Annotated in this window: 5 protein-coding genes and 1 pseudogene; 5 read left to right on the forward strand and 1 reads right to left on the reverse strand. The window is 70.0% G+C overall.

What is annotated here, in order from left to right; all coding sequences use genetic code 11:
- Positions 1-388 (reverse strand): annotated as a pseudogene (locus tag G7A99_RS25535) (DNA mismatch repair protein MutS); the annotation flags it as partial.
- Between the two features lie 142 nt (positions 389-530).
- Between G7A99_RS25535 and G7A99_RS13975 the strand changes: the two are divergent.
- The 5 genes from G7A99_RS13975 to alaS form a co-directional block, all read left to right on the forward strand.
- A complete protein-coding gene (locus G7A99_RS13975; protein WP_018718997.1) occupies positions 531-1,058 on the forward strand; it encodes a CinA family protein in 528 nt (175 codons plus the stop codon).
- Entirely contained in the window at positions 1,055-1,612 is a 558-nt protein-coding gene (thpR, locus tag G7A99_RS13980) for an RNA 2',3'-cyclic phosphodiesterase (protein WP_018718996.1), read from the forward strand. Before G7A99_RS13975 ends, thpR begins: the two co-directional genes overlap by 4 nt.
- Before the next feature lie 54 nt (positions 1,613-1,666).
- Entirely contained in the window at positions 1,667-2,713 is a 1,047-nt protein-coding gene (gene recA / locus G7A99_RS13985; protein WP_018718995.1) for a recombinase RecA, read from the forward strand.
- 10 nt (positions 2,714-2,723) lie between these two features.
- Complete coding sequence (locus G7A99_RS13990; protein ID WP_018718994.1) at positions 2,724-3,194, forward strand: regulatory protein RecX; 471 nt, start codon at positions 2,724-2,726, stop codon at positions 3,192-3,194.
- A gap of 33 nt (positions 3,195-3,227) precedes the next feature.
- A partial coding sequence (alaS, locus tag G7A99_RS13995) for an alanine--tRNA ligase (RefSeq protein ID WP_163141159.1) occupies positions 3,228-4,321 on the forward strand: 1,094 nt, incomplete at its 3' end.

Below are 4,321 nucleotides of genomic sequence, written 5' to 3' on the forward strand. Positions count from 1 at the left end.
GACGCTCCTCGAGCAGGGCCTCGTCGGTGAGCGTGCCCGGCGTGACCACGCGCACCACGCGCCGCTCCACCGGGCCCTTGCTGGTGTTGGGGTCGCCGATCTGTTCGCAGATCGCCACTGACTCGCCGAGGCGCACCAGCCGGGCGAGGTAGGATTCGTAGGCGTGGACCGGCACCCCGGCCATGGGGATGGGCTCGCCGGCAGATTCGCCCCGGGTGGTCAGGGTGATGTCCAGCAGCTCCGCCGCCCGGCGCGCATCGTCGTAGAAGAGCTCGTAGAAGTCGCCCATGCGGTAGAACAGCAGGATATCCGGGTGCTCGGCCTTGATCCGGAGGAACTGCTGCATCATCGGTGTGTGCTTGCGCGACGCGGTGGCGTTGTCGGTCATACTGGTGATGGCGTGCTTTCCGCGCTGGGTCGGTGGATCACGGCAGGTGTGGCTGCCGGCGACGGGTGCGCGGCAGTATACCGCCCGTACCGCGCGCTGTGCAGCGCGGTCGCGGGCACACCACGGCAGACGGGAGACAGGAATGACGGGAATCGACGGTGACGGTCCGGGCATCGGTGTGGACGACGCGGGGCTCGACGACCGTGCCCGGCGCCTGGGCGCGGCGCTCGCGGCGCACGGCTGGCTGGTCAGCGCCGCGGAGTCCTGCACCGGCGGCTGGATCGGCAAGGTGCTCACCGACATCCCCGGGAGTTCTGCGTGGTTCGAGCGCGGCTTCATCGTCTACGGCAACGCCGCCAAGCGCGACCTCCTCGGCGTGCCCGCGGCGACGCTGGAGGCGGATGGGGCGGTGAGCGAGGCCACCGCGGCGGCGATGGTACGCGGCGTGCTCACCGTTTCCGACGCCGCGCTCGCCGTGGCGGTCACCGGCGTGGCCGGCCCGGACGGCGGCACGCCGGAGCGCCCGGTGGGCACCGTCTGGTTTGCCTGGGGCCGCCGTGGTGGCGGCGTGCAGTGCCGCTGCCACAGATTCGACGGCGACCGCGAGGCGGTACGCCGGCAGAGCGTGGCGGTCGCGCTGGACGGGCTTATCGAGGCCACCGGGGCGTGAGCGGCGAGGTCCCGCACCAGCGCCTGTTCTTCGCGCTGTGGCCATCGGCGGGCGTGCGCCGGCGTCTCGAGGCGGTAGCGTGGCGGGTGCAGCGGGGGCGGCGGGTACCAGCGATCAACCTTCATCTCACCCTGGTCTTCCTGGGGCGCTGCGACGCGGCGGCACGGGTGCGTGCGGTCACCGCGGCGAACGTCCTTGCCGCCTCGGTACCGGCGGCGTTCCGGCTGCACCTGGACCGGGCGGGGGTGTGGCGGCGGCAGGGGATCGCCTATCTGGCGCCGGGCGCTCCGCCGGAGGCACTGGGGGATCTGGCAGAGGGGCTGGCCTCGACGCTGGCGGCCCACGGGCTGCCGCGGGAGCGGCGCCGGTTCCGGCCCCACGTGACCCTGGCACGCCGCGCCGGGACGCCGCCGCCGGAGCCCGATCCTGTCGACTGGCCGGTCACGGGATTCCGCCTGCTCTCCTCCGAGCAGGGGCCGGACGGGGTGCGCTATCGGTGTCTGGGGCACTGGCCGCTCGCCGGGCGCGGGGTGGGAGGCGAACCCCCTTTGTGAAATAATGACCGGTCATTTGGCATAGGCGCTGGGCTTCAGTCGCAGAGGAAAAACATGGACGAAGACCGCAAGAAGGCCCTCGGCGTCGCGCTGGGGCAGATCGAGAAGCAGTTCGGCAAGGGGGCCGTCATGCGCATGGGCGATGCGCGGGCGGTGGACGTGCCGGTGGTCTCCACCGGATCGCTGACCCTGGACCTCGCGCTCGGTGTCGGCGGTCTGCCGCGGGGGCGGGTGGTCGAGGTCTACGGGCCGGAGTCTTCCGGCAAGACCACGCTCACCCTGCACGCGGTTGCCGAGGCGCAGCGGGCCGGCGGTACGGCGGCGTTCGTCGACGCCGAGCACGCCCTCGATCCGGACTACGCCGAGAAGCTCGGGGTCGACGTCGACGAGCTGCTGGTCTCGCAGCCGGATACCGGTGAGCAGGCGCTGGAGATCGCGGACATGCTCGTGCGCTCCGGGGCGCTGGACATCGTCGTGGTCGACTCGGTGGCGGCACTCACGCCGAAGGCCGAGATCGAGGGCGAGATGGGCGACTCCCACGTGGGCCTGCAGGCGCGGCTGATGTCCCAGGCGCTGCGCAAGCTCACCGCCAACATCAAGCGCTCGAACACGCTGGTGGTGTTCATCAACCAGATCCGCATGAAGATCGGGGTGATGTTCGGCAGCCCGGAGACCACCACCGGCGGCAATGCACTTAAGTTCTACTCCTCCGTGCGCCTGGATATCCGTCGTCTCGGTGCGATCAAGAAGGGCGACGAGGTCATCGGCAACGAGACCCGCGTGAAGGTGGTGAAGAACAAGATGGCGCCGCCGTTCAAGCAGGCGGAATTCGAGATCCTTTACGGCGAAGGCATCTCGCGCCACGGCGAGCTCATCGACCTGGGCGTCAAGCACGGCCTGGTGGACAAGGCGGGTGCCTGGTATTCGTACAACGGCGACCGCATCGGCCAGGGCAAGGACAACGTCCGCAACTTCCTCAAGGACAACCCGGACATCGCCGACGAGATCGACGGCAAGCTCCGTGAGATGCTGCTGGGTCGCCCGGCTGCCGAGGAGACGGCCGAAGAGGAGAGCGGCGCCTCCGGCGGCGACGGCGCCTGAGCCGTCACGCATGGACGACGGGGACGACGGCGATCTCTGCGGGGAGGTCCGCGAACGCGCCGTGCGGCTGCTCGCCCGCCGCGAGCACTCGCGCCGCGAGCTCTGCCGCAAGCTCGAGCAGCGCGGCTACGACGCGGACCTTGTCGGGGAGGTGGTCGAGACGCTGGCCGGCGAGCGGCTGGTCAGCGACGAACGTTTCGCCGGGGAATACGTGCGCTCCCGCAGCGCCCAGGGATACGGCCCGCTGCGCATCCGTGCGGAGCTCGCCCGCCGGGGCGTTGACGATGCGCTGATCGACCCGCATCTGCCGGATGAGGACTTCTGGCTGGAGCAGTTGCGGGCGATCCACGACAAGCGGTTCGGGCCCCGCCCCCCCGAGGGGCTGCGCGAGAAGGCCCGGCGCGGGCGTTACCTGTCCAACCGCGGCTTCAGCGCGGACCAGGTACGGCGCGTACTGGGTGGGCTCGCCGACGACGAGTAGACCCGCCGCGTACTTGCAAATGGCTGAGGGGACATGATCAAGACGAGCGCAGAGATCCGCCAGGCCTTCCTGGACTTCTTCCACGAGCGCGGCCACGAGGTCGTGCCGAGCTCGCCGCTGGTGCCGGGCAACGACCCGACGCTGCTGTTTACCAACGCGGGGATGGTGCCTTTCAAGGACGTCTTCCTGGGCCGTGAGCAGCGCGGCTACACGCGCGCGGTAAGCAGCCAGCGCTGCGTGCGCGCCGGCGGCAAGCACAACGACCTCGAGAACGTCGGCTACACCGCCCGGCATCACACCTTCTTCGAGATGCTGGGCAACTTCAGCTTCGGCGACTACTTCAAGCGCGAGGCGATCGGTTATGCCTGGACCTTCCTCACCGAGGTCATCGGCCTGCCGGCCGAGCGGCTGTGGGTGACGGTGTACGAGGAGGACGACGAGGCCGCCGATATCTGGCTCAAGGAGATCGGCGTCGACCCGTCCCGGTTCTCGCGTATCGGCGCCCACGACAACTTCTGGTCCATGGGCGATACCGGTCCCTGCGGGCCGTGCTCGGAGATCTTCTACGACCACGGCCCCGAGGTGCCCGGCGGCCCACCCGGTTCTCCGGACGAGGACGGCGACCGCTATATCGAGATCTGGAATCTCGTGTTCATGCAGTATGACCGGGATGCCGACGGCAACATGGCGCCCCTGCCCAAGCCGTCCATCGACACCGGCATGGGCCTGGAGCGCATCGCCGCGGTGGTCCAGGGCGTGCACAACAACTTCGACATCGACCTGTTCCGGCGCCTGGTCGCCGCCGCGGGCGAGGTCACCGGCTGCGAGGATCACACCAACAGCTCGCTGCGGGTGATTGCCGATCACATCCGCGCCTGTGCCTTCCTGATCGTCGACGGCGTGTTCCCGAGCAACGAGGGTCGCGGCTACGTGCTCCGCCGCATCATCCGCCGCGCGGTGCGCCACGGCTACAAGCTCGGCGTGAGCCAGACCTTCTTCCATCGCCTGGTCCAGCCGCTGGTCGACGAGATGGGGGCGGCGTTCCCGGAGCTCGTGCGCGGCCAGCCCCAGGCCGAGAAGATCCTCCGCCAGGAGGAGGAGCGCTTCCGCGAGACCCTGGAGCAGGG

The sequence above is a fragment of the Arhodomonas sp. KWT genome (assembly GCF_010993615.1).